This is a genomic window from Comamonas sp. CMM03, assembly GCF_019218715.1.
In the GTDB taxonomy this organism is placed as follows: domain Bacteria; phylum Pseudomonadota; class Gammaproteobacteria; order Burkholderiales; family Burkholderiaceae_C; genus Comamonas; species Comamonas terrigena.
Genome location: NZ_JAHUXB010000015.1, coordinates 1 through 446, shown reverse-complemented (window position 1 = coordinate 446; position 446 = coordinate 1). Strand labels below are relative to the sequence as shown.

Annotated in this window: 1 protein-coding gene; it reads left to right on the top strand. The window is 64.1% G+C overall.

Annotated elements, in window-relative coordinates; translation table 11 throughout:
* On the top strand, positions 1 to 326 hold a 326-nt coding region (locus KW830_RS21135; RefSeq protein ID WP_255578950.1), incomplete at its 5' end, for a MetQ/NlpA family ABC transporter substrate-binding protein.
* Between the last annotated feature and the right edge of the window lie 120 nt (positions 327 to 446).

Genomic DNA, 446 nt, shown 5'->3' with positions numbered 1-446 from the left:
ACATCCTGGCGACCGCCGCCGATGTCGTCGAGAACCCCAAGAAGCTGAAGTTCCGCGAACTCGAAGCCGCCATGCTGCCGCGCGCGCTGGACGACGTGGACCTGGCGCTCATCAACACCAACTACGCGCTGGAAGCCGGTTTGGTGCCGACCAAGGATGCCCTGTTCATCGAAGGCGCCGATTCGCCGTACGCCAACGTGCTGGTCACCCGCAGCGACAACAAGGACGCGCCCGGCATCAAGAAGCTGGTCGACGCGCTGCACTCGCCGGAGGTCAAGACCTTCATCCAGGAAAAGTACAAGGGCGCAGTGGTTCCCGCCTTCTGATTTTGACGCACCTGTCGCGGGCGGTCTGAACCGCCCGCGCCCGTCGGGATCAGCCCGCCGCATTGCCGAAAAGCCGCCCGTTGACCCCGGGCGGCTTTTTGCATGAAGACAGTCGAAGCG